The sequence below is a fragment of the Aliibacillus thermotolerans genome, from assembly GCF_027853235.1.
GTDB lineage: Bacteria > Bacillota > Bacilli > Bacillales > Marinococcaceae > Aliibacillus > Aliibacillus thermotolerans.
In genome coordinates this window covers 1-24,553 of sequence record NZ_WKJG01000041.1, presented here as the reverse complement: position 1 = coordinate 24,553, position 24,553 = coordinate 1, and the positions used below count along the sequence as shown (strand labels likewise).

General features: G+C 38.6%; 24 protein-coding genes. 8 read left to right on the top strand and 16 right to left on the bottom strand.

Annotated features, from left to right (window positions below; all coding sequences use genetic code 11):
• Positions 1-459 precede the first annotated feature (459 nt).
• The gene (locus tag GJS40_RS07705; protein ID WP_270897309.1) at positions 460-849 is read left to right on the top strand and encodes a YgzB family protein; all 390 of its coding nucleotides are present in this window, start codon (positions 460-462) and stop codon (positions 847-849) included.
• A 170-nt stretch (positions 850-1,019) separates the two neighbouring features.
• Here GJS40_RS07705 and perR read toward each other — a convergent pair whose 3' ends face one another.
• The 5 genes from perR to GJS40_RS07680 all read right to left on the bottom strand — a co-directional run bounded on the left by perR (position 1,020) and on the right by GJS40_RS07680 (position 6,480).
• Positions 1,020-1,454, bottom strand: coding sequence for a peroxide-responsive transcriptional repressor PerR (gene perR / locus GJS40_RS07700; RefSeq protein WP_270897308.1), 435 nt, complete (start codon positions 1,452-1,454; stop codon positions 1,020-1,022).
• A gap of 95 nt (positions 1,455-1,549) precedes the next feature.
• Entirely contained in the window at positions 1,550-2,020 is a 471-nt protein-coding gene (bcp, locus tag GJS40_RS07695) for a thioredoxin-dependent thiol peroxidase (RefSeq protein ID WP_270897307.1), read from the bottom strand.
• A 360-nt stretch (positions 2,021-2,380) separates the two neighbouring features.
• Positions 2,381-2,857: a flavin reductase family protein gene (locus GJS40_RS07690; RefSeq protein ID WP_270897306.1), complete on the bottom strand. Its 477-nt coding sequence runs from the start codon at positions 2,855-2,857 to the stop codon at positions 2,381-2,383.
• Between the two features lie 20 nt (positions 2,858-2,877).
• Positions 2,878-4,392 carry a 4-hydroxyphenylacetate 3-hydroxylase family protein gene (locus GJS40_RS07685; protein ID WP_270897305.1) on the bottom strand — a complete coding sequence of 505 codons (1,515 nt, stop codon included), beginning with the start codon at positions 4,390-4,392 and terminating at the stop codon, positions 2,878-2,880.
• Positions 4,393-4,596: 204 nt separating this feature from the next.
• Positions 4,597-6,480, bottom strand: coding sequence for a XylR N-terminal domain-containing protein (locus tag GJS40_RS07680; RefSeq protein ID WP_270897304.1), 1,884 nt, complete (start codon positions 6,478-6,480; stop codon positions 4,597-4,599).
• Between the two features lie 191 nt (positions 6,481-6,671).
• Here GJS40_RS07680 and GJS40_RS07675 point away from each other — a divergent pair, with 191 nt between their 5' ends.
• Together GJS40_RS07675 and GJS40_RS07670 are read left to right on the top strand one after the other, a co-directional pair.
• On the top strand, positions 6,672-7,976 hold the full coding sequence (locus tag GJS40_RS07675) for a glutamate-1-semialdehyde 2,1-aminomutase (protein ID WP_270897303.1): 1,305 nt from the start codon (positions 6,672-6,674) through the stop codon (positions 7,974-7,976).
• Positions 7,977-8,098: 122 nt separating this feature from the next.
• Positions 8,099-9,178: an FUSC family protein gene (locus tag GJS40_RS07670; RefSeq protein WP_270897302.1), complete on the top strand. Its 1,080-nt coding sequence runs from the start codon at positions 8,099-8,101 to the stop codon at positions 9,176-9,178.
• 905 nt (positions 9,179-10,083) lie between these two features.
• Here the strand turns inward: GJS40_RS07670 and GJS40_RS07665 are convergent.
• The 4 genes from GJS40_RS07665 to fabL form a co-directional block, all read right to left on the bottom strand.
• Positions 10,084-11,826: an ABC transporter ATP-binding protein gene (locus GJS40_RS07665; protein WP_270897301.1), complete on the bottom strand. Its 1,743-nt coding sequence runs from the start codon at positions 11,824-11,826 to the stop codon at positions 10,084-10,086.
• Positions 11,827-11,837: 11 nt separating this feature from the next.
• Positions 11,838-12,365 carry a nucleoside tri-diphosphate phosphatase gene (ntdP, locus tag GJS40_RS07660; protein ID WP_270897300.1) on the bottom strand — a complete coding sequence of 176 codons (528 nt, stop codon included), beginning with the start codon at positions 12,363-12,365 and terminating at the stop codon, positions 11,838-11,840.
• 215 nt (positions 12,366-12,580) lie between these two features.
• Positions 12,581-12,760 carry a gamma-type small acid-soluble spore protein gene (locus GJS40_RS07655; protein WP_377901751.1) on the bottom strand — a complete coding sequence of 60 codons (180 nt, stop codon included), beginning with the start codon at positions 12,758-12,760 and terminating at the stop codon, positions 12,581-12,583.
• 67 nt (positions 12,761-12,827) lie between these two features.
• Positions 12,828-13,577, bottom strand: a complete 750-nt coding sequence (gene fabL / locus GJS40_RS07650) for an enoyl-[acyl-carrier-protein] reductase FabL (protein ID WP_270897299.1) — start codon at positions 13,575-13,577, stop codon at positions 12,828-12,830.
• 113 nt (positions 13,578-13,690) lie between these two features.
• Here fabL and GJS40_RS07645 point away from each other — a divergent pair, with 113 nt between their 5' ends.
• Positions 13,691-14,041, top strand: coding sequence for a hypothetical protein (locus GJS40_RS07645; protein WP_270897298.1), 351 nt, complete (start codon positions 13,691-13,693; stop codon positions 14,039-14,041).
• Between the two features lie 5 nt (positions 14,042-14,046).
• Here GJS40_RS07645 and GJS40_RS07640 read toward each other — a convergent pair whose 3' ends face one another.
• The 3 genes from GJS40_RS07640 to GJS40_RS07630 are packed head-to-tail and all read right to left on the bottom strand — an operon-like array spanning position 14,047 to position 16,245.
• On the bottom strand, positions 14,047-14,805 hold the full coding sequence (locus GJS40_RS07640; protein WP_270897297.1) for an SDR family NAD(P)-dependent oxidoreductase: 759 nt from the start codon (positions 14,803-14,805) through the stop codon (positions 14,047-14,049).
• The gene (gene mutY, locus GJS40_RS07635) at positions 14,783-15,898 is read right to left on the bottom strand and encodes an A/G-specific adenine glycosylase (protein WP_270897296.1); all 1,116 of its coding nucleotides are present in this window, start codon (positions 15,896-15,898) and stop codon (positions 14,783-14,785) included. Before mutY ends, GJS40_RS07640 begins: the two co-directional genes overlap by 23 nt.
• 35 nt (positions 15,899-15,933) lie before the next feature.
• On the bottom strand, positions 15,934-16,245 hold the full coding sequence (locus GJS40_RS07630; protein ID WP_270897295.1) for an antibiotic biosynthesis monooxygenase family protein: 312 nt from the start codon (positions 16,243-16,245) through the stop codon (positions 15,934-15,936).
• A gap of 76 nt (positions 16,246-16,321) precedes the next feature.
• Here GJS40_RS07630 and GJS40_RS07625 point away from each other — a divergent pair, with 76 nt between their 5' ends.
• Positions 16,322-17,308, top strand: a complete 987-nt coding sequence (locus GJS40_RS07625) for a metal-dependent hydrolase (RefSeq protein ID WP_270897294.1) — start codon at positions 16,322-16,324, stop codon at positions 17,306-17,308.
• Between the two features lie 4 nt (positions 17,309-17,312).
• On the opposite strand, the gene GJS40_RS07620 is transcribed toward GJS40_RS07625, so the two are convergent.
• From GJS40_RS07620 to GJS40_RS07605, 4 genes are all read right to left on the bottom strand, one after another.
• On the bottom strand, positions 17,313-17,627 hold the full coding sequence (locus GJS40_RS07620) for a YfhH family protein (RefSeq protein WP_270897293.1): 315 nt from the start codon (positions 17,625-17,627) through the stop codon (positions 17,313-17,315).
• On the bottom strand, positions 17,611-18,444 hold the full coding sequence (gene recX, locus GJS40_RS07615) for a recombination regulator RecX (protein ID WP_270897292.1): 834 nt from the start codon (positions 18,442-18,444) through the stop codon (positions 17,611-17,613). The genes GJS40_RS07620 and recX overlap by 17 nt, the downstream gene beginning before the upstream one ends.
• Before the next feature lie 60 nt (positions 18,445-18,504).
• Positions 18,505-19,320 (bottom strand): ZIP family metal transporter, encoded by an 816-nt coding sequence (locus GJS40_RS07610; RefSeq protein ID WP_270897291.1) that lies wholly within the window; start codon positions 19,318-19,320, stop codon positions 18,505-18,507.
• A 68-nt stretch (positions 19,321-19,388) separates the two neighbouring features.
• Positions 19,389-20,792 carry a Glu/Leu/Phe/Val family dehydrogenase gene (locus tag GJS40_RS07605; protein ID WP_270897290.1) on the bottom strand — a complete coding sequence of 468 codons (1,404 nt, stop codon included), beginning with the start codon at positions 20,790-20,792 and terminating at the stop codon, positions 19,389-19,391.
• 408 nt (positions 20,793-21,200) lie between these two features.
• Here GJS40_RS07605 and ectA point away from each other — a divergent pair, with 408 nt between their 5' ends.
• The 3 genes from ectA to GJS40_RS07590 all read left to right on the top strand — a co-directional run bounded on the left by ectA (position 21,201) and on the right by GJS40_RS07590 (position 23,582).
• On the top strand, positions 21,201-21,725 hold the full coding sequence (gene ectA, locus GJS40_RS07600; RefSeq protein WP_270897289.1) for a diaminobutyrate acetyltransferase: 525 nt from the start codon (positions 21,201-21,203) through the stop codon (positions 21,723-21,725).
• Positions 21,726-21,790: 65 nt separating this feature from the next.
• The gene (gene ectB / locus GJS40_RS07595; protein ID WP_270897288.1) at positions 21,791-23,068 is read left to right on the top strand and encodes a diaminobutyrate--2-oxoglutarate transaminase; all 1,278 of its coding nucleotides are present in this window, start codon (positions 21,791-21,793) and stop codon (positions 23,066-23,068) included.
• A 157-nt stretch (positions 23,069-23,225) separates the two neighbouring features.
• A complete protein-coding gene (locus GJS40_RS07590; RefSeq protein WP_270897287.1) occupies positions 23,226-23,582 on the top strand; it encodes a GAF domain-containing protein in 357 nt (118 codons plus the stop codon).
• Positions 23,583-24,553 lie beyond the last annotated feature (971 nt).

The following is a 24,553-nucleotide window of genomic DNA, read 5'->3' as shown; positions in this document are numbered from 1 at the left end:
CGTTCGTCCTGAGCCAGGATCAAACTCTCCATGAAAGTTGATCTTGCTCTTTTTAAAATACTTCATTCCTCTAATGAAAAGAAGAAATTGACAGACGCTTGACTTTCATTCAATTTTCAAAGGACACTTTGTTATTATCGCTCAAACAAGCGACTTTTACAATCTAACTCATATTTTTAAAACTGTCAACTACTTTTTTGATTTTTTGTTTCTCTCCGTAGCGACATTTAATACTATAGCACCTAAATAAATATTGGTCAACTGTTTTTTTGAAAAAAATTTATATTCTATTGAAAATGAAAACCATTAAAAATGTACGGTTTCATATTATACCACGATTTACCCTTGTTTGTTATCTACACAATAAAGATTTTGATCTACCAATTACTTTAAAAAGTTGTTAACTATTATAGCAGGTGGAGAATATGTTATACTCGATGTAGTTCAGGAGGGAATAATATGGCTACTAAGACATCAAATAAAATAAATCGAATCCGCACTTTTGCTTTGTCCCTAGTTTTTATTGGGATTTTTGTCATGTACATAGGTATTTTTTTTCGCTCATCTCCTATTATAATGACAATTACAATGATTTTAGGTTTTCTTTTTGTCGTTTCAAGCAGCGGTGTGTATTTTTGGATCGGAATGATTTCAACCAAAGCCGTTCGGGTGGAATGTCCCACTTGTGGAAAGATCACGAAAATACTTGGACGAGTCGATGCTTGTATGCATTGCGATGAACCGCTCACACTAGATCCGGCATTAGAAGGAAAAGAGTTTGATACGAAATATAACCGAAAATCGTATCAATCTCAAGATGAAAAACCCCAAAATGAAAATCAAAAATAATAAAGAAGAACTGCTCAAAAAATAAAAGCACCTCATATGTTTCATAGCATACAGAGGTGCGCTTCATAAAGAGAGCAGTTTTATTACCCATCATAATATTCCTTAAATTATATCAGCTCATTCATTTAAGAGGGTTTACATATTCTCCCACTATAACTAGAAGTCAATAATCAATGTTTTTCGGTTTTACATTCCGGACACGTACCATAAACTTCCATGCGGTGGCTCTCGATTTCAAAACCGGTAACATGTTCTGCCAGAGTCTCTACTTCATCTAGTCCAGGATAGTGAAAATCAACAATTTTTCCGCATTCTGTACAAATGACGTGATAATGATCCGTTGTTACACAATCGAATCGACTTGATGAGTCACCGTAAGTTAGTTCTTTTACGATACCTACTTCTTTAAAGACACGAAGGTTATTATAAACTGTCGCAACGCTCATATTTGGGAATTTGCCTTCAAGGGCCTTATATATTTCATCTGCCGTAGGATGGCTCATCGAATTATACAAATATTCCAAAATGGCATGACGTTGTGGAGTCATACGAACCTTCGTATTTTTTAATGCGTTCACTGCTTCCTGTAATTGTTCGTTCGCCATCGTCATGCACCTCACTTTCTATATAACAATTACTACATGATAATTCTTATAATTTATTTTAGCTGATAGAACAAGGTATTGTCAACGATTAGCTCTTAAGATGCATTTTCTTTTATATATGCTAGTGTGTCCGCTACGTGATTTTTCACTCTAACTTTTCTCCACTCTTTCACTAAAGTTCCATCTTCATCAATGAGAAAGGTAGAGCGTACAATTCCCATGTATTCTTTTCCGAAATTTTTCTTTAGTTGCCATACGCCATACATTTTAGCAACTTCTTTTTCTTCATCGGATAAAAGCGGAAATGGTAATCCGTGTTTTTCAATAAATTTTTCATGTTTGTCCAATGGGTCCGGGCTTACGCCGAGAATAACCGTGTTCACTTCTTCAAATTCTTTCATGTAATCTCTAAAGTCACATGCTTGGGTCGTACAACCCGGAGTCATATCTTTTGGATAGAAATATAAAACGACTTTTTTTCCTTTGTAATCTGATAAGCTAATGTTTTTCCCATTACTTGCTGGTAAAGTAAAATCAGGTGCTTTTTCTCCAACTGTTACACTCATATGAAATCCTCCCGTTTTTTATTCTTTGCTATATAATAAGAGTAACTTTATTTTTCATTTTCCTCAATTGATTCCTTCTAAATAGTATATATCTCATTTCATCAAATTAACAAACTGTTTGACTATACATAAAAAATTCTTCCAGTACAACTTGACGTACTGGAAGAATGTTTACTTTCAAACGTTCCGTCTACTTTTTTGTATAGAGTCCACGACAGTGCAGAAACAGTCCCGTCCGATCTGGTTCTCCACTCATGCAATCGTTTCCAAATAGAAATCGATTGTTATAAATTGAAAATTCCCACTTTTCTGAATTATGCCATGGCAACCATGTTCCAAATGATTGTCCCACTGATTACATTACAATACCGCTCCCGTTGCTAATGAAGTGTACTTCCCTTGATAAAAAAGTAACGGGTTCGTACATTCTTCAAAATGAAGGTCTATTACTTTTCCAACAAAAAGAGTATGATCTCCTTCTACGTGTTCACTCACTACTTCGCATGCAATTTGAGTCGGTGCTCCTGCAATCACTGGTACATCTGCTAATCGGTCAAAGGGAACATCGCGTTCTTCTTTCAGCTGTCCAGCAAAAAGCATAGATAGCTCTTTTTGATTTTGAGACAGAATGTTGACTGCGTACTTTTTATTTTTTCTTATTTTTTCTAGCATATTCGCTTTCTCTCCAATGGAAATCACTACTAGTTTCGGATCCAAAGAAACCGACATAAAGGCATTTGCAGTCATTCCGTGAATATCTCCATCTACTTCCGTTGTGATGATATTCACACCAGTTGCGAAGTTCCCCATCGCATATCGAAATTTGCGCTCATCCATCAAACTTCTCCTTTCTACATTTATTGTTTCACTAATTGGTCTATTTCAGAAACATTTATCCACGTTTCATTGGTCCAACCATTGATGTCATAGTCATTCAATGCTGATTCGGCAAATGCGATATATTCATCTGCTGCACCGGTTGCTTGAGCATGTTTCAATGCCTCTAACCGGATATTTTCATGGTTTCCAGCGTAGTTTACTTCATACAATTCGTGACGGCCACCAAACTCGGTACCGATAGCGTCCCAAATCATTTTTAATAATTTCACACGTTCTTCTGCATCAATGCCTGTTCCGCGATAATATTTATCAAGGAATGGTCTTAGTTCAGGATTCAAGAAGTCTTTAGAGCTAGAAGGTAGTTGAATGAGTCCACCAGCAACGACTTGTTCAAAAATATTTTTTACGCGAACCCAAACACTCGGAGCAAGGACACGATAAGCAAATGCAGAAGCACCATTCGGAACAGCTGCGCCGCCCATTCCTTTTTCAGGATTCGTAGCCATTGCTGTCGTAAGGCTCCAAATCATGTTGCGCAACGCTAATACTTCCCCAACATTCGCTTGTACTCCTCTAAATTGTAGCGTACCTGCTCCTTCTGTCGCTTTTAGCAGTAATCCAGCCATGAAGTCTAACTTCACCGCCAATCTCGTTGCACCGTGGAAACAGAATCTATTTACAAAGCCTGAGCGAGGAACAAAATTGTTGGATACTTCGATATTTTTATAAGATAACACGTCTTCCCACGGGATAAATACGTTATCAAGGACAATAACCGCGTCATTTTCATCAAAACGACTGGAAAGTGGGAAGTCATAAGGCGTTCCACTTCTAACCGCATTTAATTCATATGATTGACGACTAATCATTTTTACACCAGGTGCATTCATCGGTACGAGGAAAATAAGGGCATGACTTTGATCACCGTCTCCTAAATCTGTTGGTCCATAATTTGCAACAAAGTTATAGTTTGTAAGTGGTGCAGCCGTTCCTACCATTTTGGCACCGCTTACAATAATTCCGTCATCTCTTTCTTTCACCGCCCGTACGTACACATCTTTATTTTCATGGAGAGGTTTGGAACGATCCACTTGCGGATTAATAATTGTGTGGTTCACAAACGCTACATCTTTCCCTGCTTTTTTGTACCATGCTCTCGCATTGTCTTCGAACCCTTCATAATAATTCGCATAAGCATTTAAGTGACCTAAAAATGAGGCTTTATAGTCCGGAGTGCGACCCATAAACCCGTAGTTTAACTTCGCCCATTCGGCAATGGCATCCCTCGTTTTCAATAAGTCATCTGCACTTTCTGGCGTTTTAAAGAACCAATGTGTCTTCTCTCCAAATTCGTTTTCTGTGACTAACTTTTTGCTTGCTTCTTTATCATGTAGCATATCATACATTCTTGCGTAAGAACGCGCCGCATTACAAAAAGCAGGATGCGTCGTCACATCATCGACCTTTTCTCCGCATAAGTATACTTCTCTTCCATCGCGTAAACTTTCTAAATATTCTTTTCCTGTAAACATATGAATCCTCCTATTTACTTAGTTATTTGTCATTTTGTAAGTTCATTGTATTTGGAAACGCTTACATAAACAACAGCATGAATTGCTTGAATATTATTTATTATCAAACACTTTATGTCGGTTTATAAAAAGGAAAGCAAGGTCTGTCCGTATATACGCCCAATTAAAAAATAAAAGCCTCCGTGTGAAAGGAGGTTTTTATTACTAATACTTTTCTAAATCTAATGTTCCAATGGAGATTAACGCTTGGATAGACAATAGTAATTTGTAAGAAACTTCTGGATGTTTAATATCTTGTTCCATTACTTTTTCAATTTTCCCAATGCGATATCGAAGTCCACTTAAAGATAAAGATAAATCAGAAGCGGTTCTCTCTAAATTGCCACCATTTAATAAGTACGAATATAAAGTTTTGATTAATTCCAAGTTTTTATGGTCTTCGAGTTTTTCTCCTAATGGCCTTAATGTATATAAAGCCATTCGTTCTACTTCTTTTTTATTATTGGAATTAATTAATGGTCCAAGAATTCCCAATGACTCAAATGTCATTAAATTGTTTGTTTTCGAAGTCATTCTTACTGAAGTAAGAGCTTCTTGGTAACTTTCAGAGGCCTTTTCAATTTCATCAGAAGACATGCTTATTCCCGCTCGAAATGAAACCGAAGGATATTTTTTTGAGAACGTCTCTAAATAATGTTCACAAACCTTTTGAATCCCCTCTTCTTCCACTTCTTGTTTCAATAATAGCATGACTAAATGATTTCCTTGTTGCCCCGTTAAAATACTTTTTCCTTGTTTTTGAAAGTAGAGAGAAGTTTCATTCATCACTTCTTCCAAAAAAGTTAAATCTTTTTTATAAGAGTCAAATAACGTTTCTATACAAACAACAACCATATAATAATCTTGAAAAAGATCTACCCCTACAAAGTGACTTCTTCTAACAATTTCTTCTTTTGTATATTCGCCGTGAATCATTTGTTCTAAAAATCTTCCCTTGACTCGTTCTTCTGCTTCTAATTCAGTTCGTTTGTTTAATAAATACAATGAACAAATTGTGGAAATACGCTCGATAATCATTTGTAATAAATGAGGTTCTTTATCTTCCAAATCGCAAATAAATGAACAATATCCATTTAGTTCCCCTTGTAAGTAAACAGGAGATGTGAGGCGTGTGTGATTCTCTAATGAAATGATTTCTGTTTGATAAAACGGCTTCCTTTTTAATTTTTGACAGTGAATATACTCTTTAAATGACTCATTTATTTCTTTCCATTCATTTTGTGACAAACCTCCTGAAGCAATTGGTTTAAATTCTGCACTTTCTACCAATATCGCTGTATCCGTTAGCTCGTACACGAGATTCATTATCGCAGGTAAATCTTTTCCTTTTAAAATTTCCTCTGTCAACTTATTGTTTATAGTAGAGACGTTTTTTAAATGGTTTCTTTCTTCAAGTAATTTTTCATATGTCAGTTCCAATTCTTTTACGATCGGTTCTTCTTTAAAAAACTTCAATTCTTCGCTCATTTCATCTGTCAAATAATCGACGGTTCGGCACACCCATTTACAAATCTTATCTCCTATTCCAACACAAGATATTTCTTTAAATACAACCTTTTGATTACAAATTTCTGTTAAGTAACCGTTCGCATATCCGACTAACGTGTGACATACTGGTGCATCCGCTATTCCAAATTGTTCAACATACTCAAATCCTTCATAAGAATCTTCCCAAGTTCCTTCCAGATAGAGAGAGATTTTATCTTGATAATTCTTCACTTTCATACGGGTAATCGTTGCTTTCGTATGTCCTCTCAATTGGTGATAAACAGGACCTTTTTCTATTTTTGTAACAGTTGTCTCATTTTTAAATTTTTTCTTAATAATCTTTGCATCTTCTCGTCCTAAATGAGCGCCATAGCGAATTAAAAATCCTTTTACTCTGTTCATTCCAATATTTTCGTATAATTCTTTTCTTAAAATGCCAACCGAAGATGTTGGGATTAAAATTGTTCTACTGCCTTCCATGTAAATTAATCCGTCCTCCGTAAAAGTTGTATGACGATGTTGTGGTAGGCTCTTATCCAACTAACAGCCCCCCTTGAAACCGTTTTTTGCAAGCGATACCATATTTGATAATATTTTAATTATAGTGAATAGTGAATGAATATTCAACGGCAAGTACACATCTTCTGGAAAAATGTGTCACACTTTATTTCTAGCTCTTTCGTTGTTCCGTGATACAATAGACATGGATTTGATATAGAGGAGGCTTGACCATGAATACAGCAACATCTGAGAGGTTATATAAAGAAGCTGAAGAACATATTGTAGGAGGGGTAAACAGCCCATCTCGATCATATCGCGCTGTCGGTGGAGGAGCGCCTATTTTTATGGAAAAAGGAGAAGGCGCATACTTTTATGACGTCGATGGGAATAAATACATTGACTATCTTGGTGCATATGGACCCATTATTACCGGTCATGCTCACCCTCACATTACACAGGCTATCCAAAAAGCTGCTGAAAACGGGGTGTTGTTTGGTACACCGACGAAACTTGAAAATCAATTTGCGAAAATGTTAAAAGAAGCGATTCCTTCTTTAGAAAAAGTTCGCTTTGTCAATTCTGGAACCGAAGCGGTCATGACAACGATTCGAGTGGCTCGTGCTTATACTGGTCGAGACAAAATTATCAAATTTAGCGGCTGTTATCATGGTCATTCAGACCTTGTATTAGTGGCAGCTGGTTCAGGCCCTGCAACCCTTGGTTCCCCTGATTCTGCTGGAGTGACGAAAAATATCGCCAGTGAAGTGATTACCGTCCCTTTTAATGACAGTGAATCATTAAAACAAGCCCTTGAAACGTGGGGAGAAGACGTTGCCGCTGTACTTGTGGAACCTATTGTCGGTAACTTTGGGATCGTCGAACCAAAAGCTGGCTTTTTAGAAAGTGTGAATGAACTGGCCCATGCGAACGGTTCCCTTGTCATTTACGATGAAGTGATTACTGCCTTTCGTTTTATGTACGGCGGAGCTCAAAACTTGCTCGGTGTTACTCCTGATATGACGGCGATGGGAAAAATTATCGGCGGTGGACTTCCGATTGGTGCATACGGTGGTCGCGTGGATATTATGGAAAAAGTCGCACCACTTGGACCAGCTTATCAAGCAGGAACGATGGCGGGAAATCCGGCTTCCATGAATGCCGGAATTGCTTGCTTAGAAGTGTTACAACAAGACGGGGTTTACGAACATTTAGATCTGCTTGGCAAAAAGTTAGAAGACGGCTTACGAGAGATCATTTCCTCCCATTCGATTCCCGCAACGATCAATCGTTTAAAAGGGGCATTGACTTTATTTTTTACGTCCCATAAAGTAAGTAATTACGAAGAAGCCGAACAAAGCGACGGAAAATTGTTTGCTCGCTTCTTTCAAAAGATGCTCCAACAAGGAATTCATCTTGCGCCGTCCAAATACGAAGCATGGTTTCTTACCATCGCACATACGGAAAAAGATATTGATGAAACGCTTCTTGCTGCAAAACGAGCGTTTTCAGAAATGGAGGAGGAAGTGTCAGAGTGATAGCTACGAATCAAAGTGCTTATTCTTTCTATGACGGGTGATCATCATACGAGATATTCAAGATAGAAAGATTCGACATAGAAAGGAGGCACTGGCTTCTTTAGGAGAACGCCAATGCGAAAATGAAATTAGGGGCGAGAATTTTTAAAACAGGGCTTGCCATTATATTATCGATATACACGGCTCGTTGGCTTGGATTGGAACCAACCTTGTATGCTGCCCTATCAGCCACCTTTGCCATACAACCGTCTATCTTTAAGACATATCAAACAATTTTAGAGCAAATCCAAGCAAATATGATTGGCGCGACAATTGCCGTCATATTTGGCCTTACTCTCGGCCACAACCCTGTGATCATCGGGGTAGCAGTGATGGTAGCCATTGCTATTATTCTCAAATTAAAACTTGAAACATCCGCCATATCCCTTGCGATTGTTACCATCATTATTATCATGGGAAACCCCCAAGACGGCTTTATTTTGTTTGCGCTCGAACGTTTTTCTTTAATTATGCTCGGTGTTTTTTCTGCCTTCGTAGTTAATTTAGTGTTTTTGCCACCAAAACATGAAAATAATCTCTATTATAAAATGACGGACTTAACCGATGAAGTGATTCGCTGGATTCGTCTTATCACGAGCCATGATTATGACATTCAATCGTTTAAAAAAGATCTTTCTCACATGAATGAAGCTTTGGTAAAACTTGACAATTATTTTCTCCTGTACAAAGAAGAGCGAAATTATTTCCCAAAAACGAAGTTAGGGAAAGCACGAAAACTTGTCATTTACAAACAGATGATCGTTACTTTGAAAAAAGCTTTTATGATATTAAAAATGCTTGACCGTCACGATAATGAAGTGCAAAGTATGCCCGATAGAATGAAAAAGCTTATAAGACACCAGCTGGAACACCTCACCGACTATCACGAACGCATTCTTTTGCGCTATATTGGGAAAGTAAACTTACAAATTACCGATGAAATGGCAGAAGAAGTGGATGAAGGGCGGGAATCACTGACCGACTTGTTTATGGATCTTTATGATCATAATGAAATTGACCGCGAACAATGGTTGCGTATTTTACCTGTCGTGTCACATATCGTTGAATATAACGACGAATTAGAGCATCTTGACTTATTATTGGAAAGTTTTTTCCGTTATCATCAATCGGATGAACCAGTGAACATTGAAGAAAGAGTGTGAATACGAAGCACTTTGGTCTCAACATAGATGAAAAGATGTTGTGTGAACGATTCTATTCTTATTAACATCCTAACTAGAAGGCATATAAATTCTTTTTATCCGACAGAATGATAAAAGAGCAGGTCGCATTGATCATTCATGCAATCTGTATGACAAAAGATAGAAATAAAAATGTCGTATAAAATTTTTGCATGACATCCTCATAGCGCTTTGGTTCACAAAGTGTGGCTGGGACAAAACTTCAGTCATCGCCAAAAACTTGGTGAGTTTCTCTTTTTGTGTACAAAGAACAATTAAAAATGAAAATGATGAAAAAAGTGTCGTATGAACTGGTGATGCGACACTTTTTTCGTACAATCCGAACAGGAGTGGTTGTAAGAGGGGTGAAATTGAAAAAATTTAGGTGATTCGAAGCGTTTTTATGTTTCATGCGACGAATGACGCTAAAAAAAGAAGATGAATCGTCCCATGAACGTTTCATGCGACGCTTCATTTTGTAAAACACCGGTTAAAAGGTTGTATAAAAGCTGAAAATGGAATAAATCAGGATAAAAACAGGTCACATCATGTTTCATACGACCTTTTATTACGAGAACGATGCAATGAATGGTCGTATAAAAGATTCATACGACGAATTATCACACAAAATTCCTACCGAATGGTCTCATGACGAGGAGTTGCAATTGGTGCTTGCAAGGCTATTTATACTTCTTGTGTTAGAGTCACAGAGAAATGCACTTCCGGCGGTAAACTTAAGGAAATATACCGCCAGAAACAATGAACACCCTACAAAAATGGTTCCAAGCAAATTTTAGTGCTTGGAACCAATCTTTTTTGGCTAGTTATGTCTCATCCTTGTTTCAAGGAACTTTCGATACTATTCCGATAGAGAAATGAACAACAGCTTATACATACTGCACATCAAATAATTTTTTATAAGGACCGTTTCTTTGCATCAGTTCGTGGTGATTTCCAATTTCTACGATTTCTCCATCTTCAATGACGACGATTCGATCCGCGTGAGTAATGGTTGATAAACGATGAGCCACGATGAAAGTAGTTCTATTTTTTGCCAATTCCTCCATCGCTTCTTGAATGAGATGTTCACTTTCCAAATCAAGCGCGGAAGTCGCTTCATCAAAAATTAACATCGGTGGATTTTTTAAAAAGACGCGGGCAATTGCAATTCGTTGTTTTTGGCCACCGGATAACTTCACTCCTCGCTCCCCAACTGGCGTATCATAACCTTGGGGTAGTTCCCGGATAAATTGATCGGCGTTGGCTGCTTTTGCTGCCGCAATTACTTGTTCATCCGTCGCATCTGGATTTCCCATTAAAATATTCATCTTCACCGATTCACTAAATAAAATATTATCTTGTAAGACCATGCCAATTTGATCTCGAAGGGTCCGAATCTGTAAATCCCGAATGTCCTTTCCGTCTAGTCGAATCGTTCCCGAAGTGACATCATAAAAACGAGGAATCAGACTGACGAGTGTACTTTTTCCACCACCACTCATCCCTACAAGAGCAATCGTTTCCCCAGGAGATACGTGTAAGTTAATATTTTTTAACACATACCTACCGTCATCTTCATAAGCGAAGCTCACATTTTCAAACTCCACGCGACCTTCCGCTCTGGAAATAGGAACGGCGTCTTTTTTATCTACAATGTCATATTTTTCGTCTATAAATTCAAACACACGGTCCATGGAAGCAATCGACTGAGTTAATGTCGTAGACGAGTTCACCAGTCTCCGGAGCGGATTGTACAATCTTTCCATATAAGAAACGAAAGCAACCATTTGTCCTATGGCAAGATCAGAAGTTAATACAAAATATCCCGCTGCTAAAATAACGATTAACGGCGCAATATCGGTAATCGTATTCACCGCTGCAAAAGTTTTCGCATTCCATTTCGTGTGATCAATCGCTTTGTCCAAAAAATTACGATTTCTTTTATCAAACTGTTCTTGCTCATAATCTTCCAAGGCAAAGCTGCGTATGACACTCATTCCTTGTACCCGTTCATGAAGATGACCTTGGACCTCTGCTAACGCTTGGGAACGAACTCTCGTTAACTGACGGAGTCTTGAGTAAAAATACTTAATCGCAAAAATATAGAGCGGGAATAATACGATGGCAATCAATGTCAACCATACGTCCATCGTAAACATGATGGCGATGGCAATCAGAATGGTAATCATATCTAACCATATGTTCATTAACCCAGTAATGACAAAGTTTTTCGTCTGTTCCACATCATGAATGACGCGAGAAATTATTTCTCCCGCTTTATTGTTCGAATAAAAGCGAAGACTTAATTTTTGAATATGTGTAAACAGTTGATCACGAATATCATATAAAATTTTGTTCCCGGTCCACTGGGCAAAATATTGGCGATAATACTCAATGGGCGGTCGAGTAAGTAGGAAAAACAGAATCGTTCCACCAACCAGCCAAAATAATGTACTAATTTGTTTCTCTAGTTGCATCCCTTCAGCTAAGATAATTTCATCAATGACATAAGCTAAAAGTAAAGGAGTTAACAAAGGGATACCAAACTTCAGTATACCGATGATGATCGTTAAAAAGATTTCCTTTTGATACGGCTTTACAAATTGTAAATATCTTCTAATGCTCCCCATGTTACACCTCTCTACCAATAAAACAAAAACCGTTCATACCAATGTTCTACAAATAACGGAGAAAAAGGGCCTTTTCTTTGGTGTATCCAACTTTGCAGTTCTTCTAAAGTGTACTGCAATTGCGCATCAATTTGCGCAGGATAGTCCATTTCTTTCTTATGTTGTTCATATTCATCTTCATCTAAAATATGATACGTCATATCTGGATACACTCGAACATCCAAATCGTAATCGATATATTTAAGCGCTTCTCCATCCCACACAAAAGGCGTACCTAAATTACAATAGTAATGAATTCCATCTTCCCTAACCATCCCAATGACATTAAACCATTTCTTATTGTGGAAATAACATATGGCGGGTTCCTTTGTCGTCCACGTTCTTCCATTTGCTTCTTTCACTAACGTTCGATCATTGCCACCAATAATTTCTTTCGATGTCCCTTGCAAAATAAGGGTTTCTTCCCACACACGATGAAGCGTTCCGTTATGTTTATAACTATGGATTTGTATCGTCGTTCCTGTTTCCGGGAATGCCATGCCTTTCCCATCCTTCCAGAACTCAATTAAATTAAACCATATCTATGTATTATACATTCTTTTCTGTATAAAAGAAAAGGAAGACACTTTTTTTATCCAACACCGAAGATTCAATTAGCTTTATGATTTATCCGCAGTTTTTAAAAATTACCAATTGTATTCACACAGAAGCGAGCTCTTAGAAAGTTTTTCTTTCCAAGAGCCCGCTTGTGTCATTATTGCTGGTTTTGTTGTTTTTTCTGTTCAGATTGTTGATTTTGTTTCTTTACGGTTTGGGCGTCTGTTTCACTTGCAAATTCCGCTTGCTGTTTGCTTTGATTTTGAGCGGCAGCAGCGTTTTGTTTACGCACCTTTTGGGTATTTGTTTGTGAAGCTTCAGGTTGTTGTTTTTTCATATCATTCACCTCCACAATCTTTAACATGCCCAAAAGGTGACGAACTATCCTTATGAATTCACACAAATTATGTTAAAAGAGACATGCCGCCATCGATAATGATCGTTTGTCCTCGAATCATTTCAGCTTCTTTCGAAAGTAAAAACATCACACCGTTGGCAATATCTTCTTTTTCTACCATTCTTCCTGCCGGGGTTCTTTCAATCGCTTCACGCAGCATTTCTTCCCGATTCGGAAAATGTTTTAACGCATCGGTATCGACAACTCCGCCAGAAACAGCATTTACAACGATTCCTTTTTCCGCCAGCTCCACTGCCAAATATCTTGTCAACGCTTCTAAAGCCGCTTTCGATACACCGACTGCGGTATAGTTTTCCAAGTATCGAATCGAACCGAGAGAGCTAATGCTTACAATTTTCCCTCCTCCATTTTTTTCCATTATCTTTGCGGCTTCTTGAGCACAAAAAAGCAATGCTTTACTGTTGATGTTCATCGTCCAATCCCAATGTTTTTCTTCTAATTCCATAGCAGGCTTTTGCACACCAGAGGCGGCATTGTTTACCAACACATCTAAGCGTCCGTATTCGTTCGCTATTTTTTCGAACATTTCTTTAATTTTTTTCGGGTCCCCTACATTTCCTTTGACAACGAGTGCCTTCGCACCTAAAGCTTCAATTTCTGCAGCTGTCTCTTCCGCCGCTTTTTTGCTTCGGTTATAGTTTACAACGAGATTGTATCCTTCTTTGGCTAATTTCAATGCAATGAGTTTTCCAATACCGCGGCTGCTTCCTGTCACTAGTGCAACTTTTTTATCCATCATTGTCCTCCTTCAATGCATAAATAGAAATGAATTGCTCACAATAGGAGAAAAACGTTTTTCGCTTTCTGTTTCTCTTTTCCGTTAAAAAAGAACGAAACGAGGGGGATCTTATGAAGAAACAAAAATATTATGTGAACTTACATCCATTAAGTATGGATGCAATTAGTACCGTGAAAATTCCAGACCCCGCTTTGATTCAGTATGAGATTGAAGCAACGCCAGAAGAGCGGGATCAATTGGAGTTCGTATTAGCAGAAACCCAAAAGCATGACATGGAACTTCGAAATTTATTTTCATTTCGCCACTATGACGATGTGATTGCTGATGAAGATCGAAACGAATTTCAAAGTGGATTAAATCAAGTGTTTGATATGATATATGAGCTAGGAACACCTGAGACGAAACAACAGTTGAGAGAAATCGGTTTATTAAATGATGATAGTGATATAAACAAATATTAATGTTTCTACATGTTCATATGAGATTGTCCACCATCGACTTGAATCGTCGCACCACTTATCCAAGACGCTTTCTCGGAAGCAAGAAATACAACAACATTTGCGACTTCTTCGACCGTACCGAAACGTCCGCCTGGTATTTCTCGGCGGACAAATTTTTTCATTTTTTCTGGATCTTCATCCACTCGTTTCTGCCAACTACCTTCTGGATGAATAATCGATCCAGGTGCAACGGAGTTCACACGAATCCCTTCGGAAATCACTTCGTCCGCCAATGCTTTCGTAAAACTAATCAGGGCAGATTTTGCATTATTATAAGGAGCTTTTCCCCCTGACTCTCTTCCGTAAATGGATGAAATATTGACAATCGCTCCCGACTCTTGTTTTTTCATCACGGGAAGAGCTAATTGACTAAAATGAACCGCCGAAAAATAATTCCACTCCATCGCTTGTTGAAACTGTGAAAGCGGTGTTTCATCTACCGTCGTTCCTACACTTCCCCCTACATTATTAATGAGAATGTCAATCGTTCCAAACTGTTCCATATGATCTTTGAACACTCTCTCCCGCTCTTTTTCGTCGGTCAAATCCCCAGCAATTGGATACAATGAAGGATGCTCTTGTGCCGTTTTTTCCAATCCTTCTTTATTTCTTGCCACGATGCTAACCTCTGCCCCTTCTTTCGCAAAAAGAAGGGAAATTCCTTTTCCAATTCCCCGAGACGCACCGGTTACGAGTACTTTTTTATTTTGAAGTCCTAAGTCCATCGGCACTTTCTTCCTTTCTTTTTTGTTCTTTTAAAATCTTTTGATGGGAAACAGGAAATGCATATTGAGTAGCTTCTCTTAGCGTAAGCCAGGAGAGTCGCTCGTTTTGACATGTCTTTTGTCTTTTGACGATTCCTTCATACACTTCAATTTCCCATATGAGGTGAGTAAAAACGTGCTTCACTTCTTGTACTTTCTCGCCAATGATCGCTTCGATTTCGTATTCAGAAGACAAAAATTCTGTCAATGTCTCTTTTGTCTGCCCTGCCTCTTTTATTTCAGTATTTGGATATTCCCACAATGTCGCTAACAAACCATCATCTGGTCGCTGGTGAAATAACGTCTTCCCTTCTTCATTTTTTAATATGACCGCTGCCATCTTTTTGACCTTGGGGGCACGTTTTTTTGCTTTGACTGGTAGTTCTTCTTGTACTCCTTCTTCTCTTGCCATACAATATCGCTCTACTGGACATAACAAGCAGTGAGGAGAAGTTGGAAAACAAACGATCGCACCTAATTCCATCAAGGCCTGATTCATTTCAGACGGAAGAACTTCTTCTAAAAACGGTGGAATCACTTCTTCAAAAATCTTTCTTGTCTTTGCTTTCGTAATGTCTTCTGTAATGAGTAATAAACGAGAAAACACGCGCATCACGTTGCCATCAATGGCAGGCTCTGGTTGTTCAAACGCGATACTTAAAACCGCTCCGGCCGTGTACGGACCTACTCCTTTTAAGGAAGAAAACGCCTTTTTTTCATGAGGCACTTCGCCGCCATAGTTCTCTACTACCTCTTTTACCGCTTGATGCAGATGACGAGCTCTTGAATAATATCCAAGACCTTCCCACGCTTTCATTACTTCTTCTTCCCGGGCTTCGGCAAGTTCTTTCAAAGTAGGGAATGATTCGAGAAAACGGTGATAATAAGGAATAACTGTATCGACTTTCGTTTGTTGAAGCATCACCTCTGATACCCACACACGATAAGGATCTTGCGTTTTCCTCCATGGTAAATCCCGTTTATTCTCCTCATACCAATGAAGTAAATCTCGTTGAAAAGATGTAATATCCATGTGCCGTAAATAATCGTTCATTGATGATCATCGTCCCCTTATGTTTCCAGTTATTTTCATTTCACATCCTTCCGTAAAAATGCCCAACAGTTCACTTTTTCCAGCCCACCTACAACATGCTCATCTAATTTCTTAAAAAGTAAATGTTCCTTTGAACGACGCCACTTTTTTAAGGTATGATAGTGGGAGAGTGTAGGCACATCAAACATTTCCACATATAACCCTTCTTGATCAGCTGCTTGAAACCATTGGAAGTGATTGGCATCGTATGTGGAAAGTGCTCTTGCAAACTCTTTCATCAGCTTTTCATACTCTTGTACGCATTCGTTTTTCACTTTGTATTCCATGAAAACAGTAATTTTACTCATTTGTTACCTCCCAATCATTTCGTTAACATGTTTTCGATCATTATATTTTGGTATGAGCAAAGGAGGGCTTCAACCGATGGACACTGCCACACATATCGTTATGGGAATAGGACTCGGAGGGTTAGCCACCCTTGATCCCGCTGTATCTGAAAATCCAGCTGCGATGCAAACAGTGATGGCTGCCGTCATCATCGGATCGCAAGCGCCTGACTTTGATACCATTTTAAAATTAAAAAACAACGCAGTATATATTCGTTATCACCGTGGACCGACTCACTCTATTCCAGCGGTACTACTTTGGCCGTTCGTTGTTGCCGGAGCGATTTATGCGCTTTCACCTGCAGTTTCTTTTCTTCATTTATGGCTTTGGACTTTTCTCGCTGTCTTTTTACATGTATTTGTCGATATATTTAATGCGTATGGCACGCAGGCATTATCCCCCATTAGTAAACGGTGGATTGCATTAGGCGTCATTAATATATTTGATCCACTCATTTTTTTCTCTCATATTATTGCATTTATTTTATGGAGATACGGAGCGCCTCCAGGTCCTCTCTTTTTATATTTGTACATCGGCCTCATATTTTACTATATTTGGCGAATTTCTGCCCGTAATAAAGTGATTCAACATGCAAGACAGTTTCATCCACATGCGACACACTTTTTTATTTCTCCTACTTTTAGCTGGTACAAATGGCATTTAGTCATCCGCACAAAAGAGAGGCTCCACGTGACCGAAATGAGAAATGGCAAGTTAAGATATTTAGAAAGTTATCCATTTGAACCGATTCCTTCTCATCCAGTGATTAATGCAGCACGTAAAGATGAGAATTTGCAAGCGTTTCTCTCTTTTTCACCGACATATCGTTGGGTAGTGAAAGAAATGACAGAAGGTTGGGAAGTCACTTTTATTGATTTGCGCTATCGTAGCAAAGGATACTATCCGTTTGTTGCAGTGGTTCGCCTCGACCAGGATCTAAACATTACAACCTCTTACACGGGTTGGATTTATAGTGATGAAGCATTAGAAAAAAAGTTAAAGCAAGAGGAAAAACGGCGCTAATTTTTTAATAATCATAGAGTTCGAGCAGTGCAATCGGGATGGCCTCTTTTTCCTCGGAGTCATCTCGATAGCCCCATGCAAATACACCATTTAAATATTTTACAAAAAATGTTCCCCCGTCATGTTTGATACGGTACCGCTGTCCGGACATAAAATCGTCTGGATCAAGCAAATACGATTCTGCCATTACTCGTTTTCTTTCATAGACAGCCATTTCATTAGGCATGCCCATCTGTTCAGCTTTTTTCGCTTTTTCATTTAAGTAACGAATTTCTTCCATTAATTCTTGCTCTGTCATTTGACTATATCTTTTCTCCATTTTCCTCTACCTCCTTCTCCACTTGTTCTATGTAACGTTCAATATCTTCTAACTGAAAACCTTTTCGGTAAAGCGTCTGTTTTATTTTCTGTTTTAGTTCAAAACCATCGTATTTTCTTTGCCACTTGTTTAACGCTTTCTTTCCTTCTTTATAAAGCGCCGACCATTCCTCGTCTTTTGTGAAAAAGAGTTTGCTTTGTTCCCACGCTTTGATTGCAATAGACTTGGAAAAACCTTTCCGTTCAAGGGACGCTAGCAAACGATTTTTCATCATTTGGTATGATTCGTTCGATTTCTGTTTCCCTTTTTTCCGCAAAAATTTGCTGGCAACTTTCACTTGTTCCTCTTCATCGTATTGTAAAATAGCTTCTTCTATGATTTCCTCAGGAATCCCTTTTTGTTTTAATTCTTCACGGATAAAACGAGGTCCTTTATCGCTCAACCGCATGCGGGAAGAAACGAATAAACGAGCATATTCTACGTCATCAATGTAACGAAGCTTTTTTAATTTTGTGATGGCTTCGTCAATCCATGTATCTTCATACTCTTTTTTAAAAAGATAATTTCGCACTTCTTGTTCGGTTCTCATTTGATATTGGAGATAAGTTAGCGCCACTTGAAACACTTTTGCTTTTTCTTCTTCTTCCAAAATTCTTTTTAAATCGGTAGAAGAAAGCATTTTTCCTTTATGAATATTCCACTTCAGTAAAACTTCTTCCCCAACACTTCCTATATATTGCTCCGTCCCTTCGTCTTCCACAAACAAGTGATAACGATCTTTCTTTTTCTTTTGAACCGTAATTTTCGAAATGCGCATATTTCACCTCTTCCTTTTTCATTTTACTATTTTAACAGAAATGAGAATAAGAGTTGCCTTTTATCCTAACGCAACATCCAAAATCATCATGATTGTAAATCCAACCATGAGACTGATGGAAGCTAGATCTTTATTCCCTTTTTCTTGAGAACCGGGAATCACTTCCTCAGCTACGACAAAAATCATCGCACCTGCAGCAAAACTGAGCGCATAAGATAAAATCGGTTCAAAAAAAGCAACTGCCATCGCCCCAAGTACGGCAGCAAACGGCTCTACCATTCCGGAAAATTGTCCATACATAAAGCTTTTCCCTCTTGACATCCCCTCTCCCCGGAGAGGCATAGACACTGCTACTCCTTCAGGAAAGTTTTGGATGCCTATTCCTAGCGCTAAAGCAATTGCACCAGCCAACGTCGCTTCGGTATTTCCGGTGGCCAAAGCGCCAAAAGCAATTCCCACCGCCAGTCCTTCCGGAATATTATGTAAAGTCACAGCAAATACGAGCAAGGTGCTGCGAGATAAACGTTTCGGCTTAATACCTTCCGCATCGTTTAATTTGGCGTTCGGATGTAGATGAGGAACGATCTTATTCATAATGAAAATAAAAATGCCTCCAAACAGAAACCCAAATGCAGCGGGAAACCAACTTCCAATCGGATGGTTTTCAGACATGTCAATCGCCGGGCTAAGGAGAGACCAATAGCTCGCTGCAATCATGACACCACCTGCAAACCCAAGCATACTATCTAATAAGCGTTGGTTTATTTTTTTGGTGGCAAAAACGAGCGAGGCACCAATGGCAGTCATCCCCCATGTAAACAAGGTAGCTAAAAATGCTTGCGTAACTGGCGATAGATTTTCAAATACCTCTATCATGACAAGTAGAACTCCTTTAAATGAAGTATTAGATGAAAAAGGTGGTTTGTGACCACCTTTTTCGTTTCTTAAAACAATTTTCCATGGCGATAAAGCAATGTCACTAGTCTTTCAACCGCCAATTTATAGCAAGTATAGCGCATCGTCGTGTCGGTAGTGGAGAAATATTCATCGAATACTTTTTTGAGCGTCGTCTTCATTTGTTGGGACATTTCTTCTATTATCTCTTCTTTTGTGTATAATTCTGTCACTCGACTTTGTTTCCACTCTAAATAAGAAACGTGGACCCCTCCCGCATTCGCTAAAATATCAGGAATAATAACTTTTCCTTGTTGTTGTAAAAATTCGTCCGCTTCCACAGAGATCGGGGCATTTGCACCTTCTACAAAAAGATCTGCTTTGACTTCTTTCATGTTGTGAGGCGCAATTTGATTTTCAATGGCAGCTAAAATAAGAATATCTGTCTCTTCCGTTAAAATAGCTTCTGAAGGTTTGATCTTTGCTTCAACGTTGAGTTCAGCTAATTCTTCTTCCGTATTAGGTAAACGTTTATGTTGCTGGGCAAATGAATTTAATTTGTCTATATTGAGTCCCGACGGATGAACGAGTGTAGTAAACTGATCGGCTACGGCGACGACAAGATGTTTTTGTGGGCAATTGTAGGCTTCTAGTGCAGCTACACTTCCGACATTTCCGAACCCTTGAATGGCAACATGAACAGGCTCTCCTTCTTCAAATTTACGATAAATCTTGTTCAATGATTGTATCGTTTTCAAGCGATCGTCCGACACATTGGATAACAACTCTTGGCTTTTCGTATACCAATATTGAACCATGTAATAATAACTTAAAAAAGTACCAATTCCTGTTGCTTCTCTTCTTCCTTCTGCCCCGCCATTCTCCACGCTTTTTCCTGTAAACGACCCCATATACGGTTCACCAGGATGAATCGTTTTAAATTCACCGACCATCCAATCAATAATACGGGCATCGGTTCCTAAGTCCGGGGCAGGGATATCTTCCGTCGGGCCAATATTTCTTGCTAACCGTTGCACATATTTTTTACTTATTAAGTTAAGTTCTCTTGCCGAATAATTGCGCGGATTAATATGGACACCACCTTTTGCCCCGCCAAAAGGTAATTGATGCAAAGCATTTTTTAAAGTCATTAAAATCGCTAAGTTTTCTACTTCTTTTTCATTCACCTCTTCACTGAAGCGGATTCCGCCTTTATAAAAACCACTGATATTGTTATGTTGTACGCGATAAGCCGGGATTCGTTCAATAACCCCATTATCACGGGAAACACGGATGTATGTCTTAATAATTTTATCTGTTGTTTTTAAAATTTCTCCTGCAGATGTAAGAACTTTTTTTCGATCTTCCGCTGAATCAATTCCTAAAAATCCTTCTCTGTTTTTAAAATCATCAATGACTGTTGCAATGAGTGATTTCGTGTCATTCGCCACCATTTCCTTTCCCCCTCATCAAAGTAATCAATGTTAGTTATTTATAGAATATACCCTATTTGTACATTTTTCACGCACTTTCACATTACTGCCCTTCCACTCGCAAGGTAAATGACAATTTTTCCCTTGTACTTTTTCAAAAACTGTGGATAACCTATCATATGCAAGCATTATGAAACTGCACCAACTCTCATTTCAACCTATCCCTCCTCAATCGAACTAAAGAGAAATAATTCCAATCAACCGCGTTTGAGTTTTATTCCATCTCCCCCTATGATTAAATAGTGTAGCTCTTATGTATGTTTTCTTTTTTTACAACATGATAAAATGAAACTTTATAATGAATTTATGAATGAATAGGAGGAATTCAACATTAACGGTCTAAATGATCCAAAGGAAGGGAATAAGAAGATGGAAAACGAAGGTGGCAGTCCGGTGCAAACCGTTGATAGCTTAACGTTTGAAAAACCAACGGCAGAAGACGGGGCTGCTATGTGGGAGTTAGTGAAAAATTCAACCTTAGATTTAAATTCATCATACAAATACATCATGATGGCTGAATTTTTCTCAGAAACTTGCGTCGTAGCAAAAGAAAAAGGAGAACTTGTTGGATTCGTGACAGGTTTCATCCTCCCGGAAAAACAAGATACAGTGTTTGTATGGCAAATTGGAGTAGATCCTTCCCAACGAGGTAAAGGCCTTGCTACTCGCCTGTTAAACCATCTCGTGGAACGCACTCGTCGCTCTAGCGGAGTGAATTATTTAGAAGCAACTGTTACTCCATCGAACGAAGCATCTCAAGCACTCTTTAGAAAACTTGCCCGAACATATGACACTGCATGTGAAGTGTCTGAATGTTTCTCAGAAGATCTCTTTCCAGGGGAAGAGCATGAAGCAGAATTATCATTTCGTATCGGGCCTTTTTCGAAAGAATAACTTTTCATTTGTCGCGTAGTATGAGGTAGTATCTTGCTGTAAATTTTGAAGGGAGATTGAACTAAATGAATGCAAATGATTTACAAGTTTTTAATACACACGAATCTGAAGTTCGGAGTTACGTACGCGGTTTTCCTACCGTTTTCCAAAAAGCGAAAGGGTATATTTTAACCGACATGGATAATAAAGAATATATTGATTTCTTTTCCGGAGCGGGTGCGCTCAATTACGGTCATAACGATGACAACATGAAAAAGAAACTCATTGAATATATAGAAGCAGATGGCGTAACTCATTCTCTGGACATGGCGACAAAAGCTAAAGGAGAATTTCTTAAAAAATTTCACGAAATTATTTTACAACCACGAAACATGAATTATAAAGTGATGTTCCCTGGTCCAACAGGAACAAATACAGTGGAAAGTGCACTGAAAATTGCCCGTAAAGCGACTGGACGCACAAACATCGTCAGTTTTACAAAAGGTTTTCACGGGATGACGATCGGTGCTTTAGCTGTAACCGGTAACAAAGCGAAACGAAAAGGAGCCGGAATTCCACTTTCTCATACGATAACGATGCCTTTTGATGATTATACCGGAGATCCGAGCAGTAGCTTGCAATATATTGAGAAAGTTCTCGATGACAGCGGAAGTGGAGCAGAGTTGCCGGCAGCATTTATCCTTGAAACAGTGCAAGGGGAAGGTGGACTGAATGTTGCAAGTAACGAATGGCTCCAAGGAATTGAAAAAATTTGCCGCGATCGAGATATCTTGTTAATCATTGACGATATTCAAGCTGGGGTCGGACGTACCGGCACATTCTTTAGCTTTGAACCTGCTGGTATTAAGCCAGATATTATTTGCTTATCAAAATCAATCGGTGGATACGGAACACCGCTTGCACTTACTTTAATCGATCCGAAGTATGATGTCTTTTCTCCAGGTGAACACAATGGAACGTTCCGCGGAAACAACTTGGCTTTTGTAACTGCTACGGAGGCGTTAAATTATTGGAAAGATGACACTCTTTCGAAAAATGTGCAAGAAAAATCCAAACGAATCGAAGAGTTTCTTGAAAACATTGTGAAAAAATATCCAAAAATAAAAGGAACGCGTCGAGGTCGCGGTTTTATGCAAGGAATTGCAAGCGACGTGGAAGGATTTTCTAACCTGGTGACGGAAAAGTGTTTTGAACTCGGATTAATTATGGAAACAGCCGGCACGGACGACGAAGTGTTTAAGCTGTTCCCACCGATTAACATCGATGATCAAGGTTTAGAAAAAGGGTTAGCAATCATAGAAAAAGCCGTGGAAGCGGCTGCCAAAGAAAAAAATCTTGTATAACTTACTTTTTTAAAATGGCCTCACCATCCATGTGGTGACGGCCATTTTTTATGAGTACAAGAAGCATCAAAACAAGTTGTTTAAACTTACCAGAGCTATCCCCTAACGCCTTTTGTTAAAATAATGATAGCTTACAATTTTGAGAAGGGGGATTCCATTGTCTATCGCAACTGACTTAGCATCCATCCACATACTTGCAACAGTGTATAAAAACAAAGAAAAAAAAGCAGATTTTCTAAAAAAAACAGTTACCTCACTCACCCAAAAAGTGGACTACATAGACTGGGCCGAAATTTTTTTCATCAAAGGGGAAGAATGCTTACTAGCAGTCAGCAACTCGAAACCAGGAGTAAAAAAAGAGGACTTACAAAGTAAATTAGTTTTTCCAATCACAAAGGGAAGGAAAAAATTAGGCTATTTAGTAGTGAAAAGTCGTCAATGGATTGTATTCGATGTAACGGACGTCTCTACTTTAGAAAAAGTGGCAAACGAACTGGGGCAACACTTATATTAAAAAGTGGCTGGGATAAAACTTCAGTCATCGCCAAAAACTTGGTGAGTTTCTCTTTTTGTGTACAAAGAACATTTAAAAGTGAAAATGATGAAAAAAGTGTCGTATGAACTGGTGATGCGACACTTTTTTCGTGCAATCTCAACAGGAGTGGTTGTAAGAGGGTTAGAATTGGAAATAAATAGGTGATTCGGAGCGTTTTTCTGCTTCATGCTGCGAGTGACGCGTTAAAAAAGAAGATGAATCGTTCCATAAACGTTTCATGCGACGCTTCATTTTGTCAAACACCGATCAAATGGTCGTATGAAAGTTAAAGTTGGAAGGAATTAGGATGAAAACAGGTCGCAACACGTTTCATACGACCTTTTATGATGAAATCGATGCAATGAAGTGTCGTATAAAAGATTCATACGACGAAATATCACACAAAATTCCTACTGAATGGTCTCATGACGGGAAGCTTCGATTGGGTGCTTGCCGTGTAATCCGCGTACTTCATTTTATAGACATAGAATCAGCGTTCGGGTGATTGAGGTTCATTTGTACTTCTTGTATTAGTGTACCGCCAAAAACAACATATTCCAATCATAGCAGAAGGGAAAACACCCTACAAGACTGGGACAAAAGTATATTAATTATAAAAAAATCCGAACTTTCCATAAGCTCGGATTTTCCTTCTTAGATTAGAGTGGTTCTATCGTAGGCAGAATACGGGGACTCCGGCGTAAGGTTCGTATTTTGATTGGAATGATTTAGTTATGTCCCAATTTCATACTTTTTGGCTAGTTATGTCTCAGCCACTTTTTAACTTTACAGCCAAGAAGTCTCTCACTTCTAAACGTGAAGATGCTTTTAGCACCAGTGAAAGTGGGAGATGAATTGGCTTCGGACAAGGACAGGCTTTGCCTGTTCAATTGTCCGACATTTTGATAAAATCAACCTATGACGTTCTTTGATAACTGGATATATAGGGT

Coding starts and splice junctions, on each gene's coding strand:
- GJS40_RS07610 (WP_270897291.1), bottom strand. CDS start 19,320: ATGATAGAGGTATTTGAAAATCTATCGCCAGTTACGCAAGCATTTTTA.
- GJS40_RS07675 (WP_270897303.1), top strand. CDS start 6,672: ATGAATACAGCAACATCTGAGAGGTTATATAAAGAAGCTGAAGAACAT.
- GJS40_RS07605 (WP_270897290.1), bottom strand. CDS start 20,792: ATGGTGGCGAATGACACGAAATCACTCATTGCAACAGTCATTGATGAT.
- GJS40_RS07685 (WP_270897305.1), bottom strand. CDS start 4,392: ATGTTTACAGGAAAAGAATATTTAGAAAGTTTACGCGATGGAAGAGAA.
- GJS40_RS07690 (WP_270897306.1), bottom strand. CDS start 2,857: ATGGATGAGCGCAAATTTCGATATGCGATGGGGAACTTCGCAACTGGT.
- GJS40_RS07665 (WP_270897301.1), bottom strand. CDS start 11,826: ATGGGGAGCATTAGAAGATATTTACAATTTGTAAAGCCGTATCAAAAG.
- bcp (WP_270897307.1), bottom strand. CDS start 2,020: ATGAGTGTAACAGTTGGAGAAAAAGCACCTGATTTTACTTTACCAGCA.
- GJS40_RS07705 (WP_270897309.1), top strand. CDS start 460: ATGGCTACTAAGACATCAAATAAAATAAATCGAATCCGCACTTTTGCT.
- fabL (WP_270897299.1), bottom strand. CDS start 13,577: ATGGATAAAAAAGTTGCACTAGTGACAGGAAGCAGCCGCGGTATTGGA.
- recX (WP_270897292.1), bottom strand. CDS start 18,444: ATGCGCATTTCGAAAATTACGGTTCAAAAGAAAAAGAAAGATCGTTAT.
- GJS40_RS07620 (WP_270897293.1), bottom strand. CDS start 17,627: ATGGAGAAAAGATATAGTCAAATGACAGAGCAAGAATTAATGGAAGAA.
- perR (WP_270897308.1), bottom strand. CDS start 1,454: ATGGCGAACGAACAATTACAGGAAGCAGTGAACGCATTAAAAAATACG.
- GJS40_RS07645 (WP_270897298.1), top strand. CDS start 13,691: ATGAAGAAACAAAAATATTATGTGAACTTACATCCATTAAGTATGGAT.
- GJS40_RS07655 (WP_377901751.1), bottom strand. CDS start 12,760: ATGAAAAAACAACAACCTGAAGCTTCACAAACAAATACCCAAAAGGTG.
- GJS40_RS07640 (WP_270897297.1), bottom strand. CDS start 14,805: ATGGACTTAGGACTTCAAAATAAAAAAGTACTCGTAACCGGTGCGTCT.
- GJS40_RS07625 (WP_270897294.1), top strand. CDS start 16,322: ATGGACACTGCCACACATATCGTTATGGGAATAGGACTCGGAGGGTTA.
- mutY (WP_270897296.1), bottom strand. CDS start 15,898: ATGAACGATTATTTACGGCACATGGATATTACATCTTTTCAACGAGAT.
- ntdP (WP_270897300.1), bottom strand. CDS start 12,365: ATGGCATTCCCGGAAACAGGAACGACGATACAAATCCATAGTTATAAA.
- ectB (WP_270897288.1), top strand. CDS start 21,791: ATGAATGCAAATGATTTACAAGTTTTTAATACACACGAATCTGAAGTT.
- GJS40_RS07630 (WP_270897295.1), bottom strand. CDS start 16,245: ATGAGTAAAATTACTGTTTTCATGGAATACAAAGTGAAAAACGAATGC.
- ectA (WP_270897289.1), top strand. CDS start 21,201: ATGGAAAACGAAGGTGGCAGTCCGGTGCAAACCGTTGATAGCTTAACG.
- GJS40_RS07670 (WP_270897302.1), top strand. CDS start 8,099: ATGAAATTAGGGGCGAGAATTTTTAAAACAGGGCTTGCCATTATATTA.